Origin of the sequence: Cupriavidus sp. L7L (assembly GCF_004353535.1) — a bacterium.
In the GTDB taxonomy this organism is placed as follows: Bacteria; Pseudomonadota; Gammaproteobacteria; order Burkholderiales; family Burkholderiaceae; genus Cupriavidus; species Cupriavidus oxalaticus_A.
The window spans coordinates 1-457 of record NZ_SMNY01000204.1; the positions used below are offsets into that span (position 1 = coordinate 1).

1 rRNA gene is annotated in these 457 nt (G+C 53.6%); it reads left to right on the forward strand.

What is annotated here, in order from left to right:
* A 23S ribosomal RNA gene (locus E1J61_RS37170) occupies nt 1-457 on the forward strand; the annotation flags it as partial.

The following is a 457-nucleotide window of genomic DNA, read 5'->3' on the forward strand; positions in this document are numbered from 1 at the left end:
CTTGGCGATCACAGGCGATGAAGGACGCGGTAGCCTGCGAAAAGCTTCGGGGAGCTGGCAAACAAGCTTTGATCCGGAGATGTCCGAATGGGGAAACCCGGCCCGTATGGGTCATCCCACACTGAATCCATAGGTGTGGGAAGCGAACGCGGCGAACTGAAACATCTAAGTAGCTGCAGGAACAGAAATCAACCGAGATTCCCAAAGTAGTGGCGAACGAAATGGGAAGAGCCTTGTACTCTTTAGCAGTGTTGTTAGCAGAACGGGATGGAAAGCCCGGCCCTAGCAGGTGATAGCCCTGTATGCGAAAACAGCGTTGTGGAACTAGGTGTACGACAAGTAGGGCGGGACACGTGAAATCCTGTCTGAAGATGGGGGGACCATCCTCCAAGGCTAAATACTCGTGATCGACCGATAGTGAACCAGTACCGTGAGGGAAAGGCGAAAAGAACCCCGG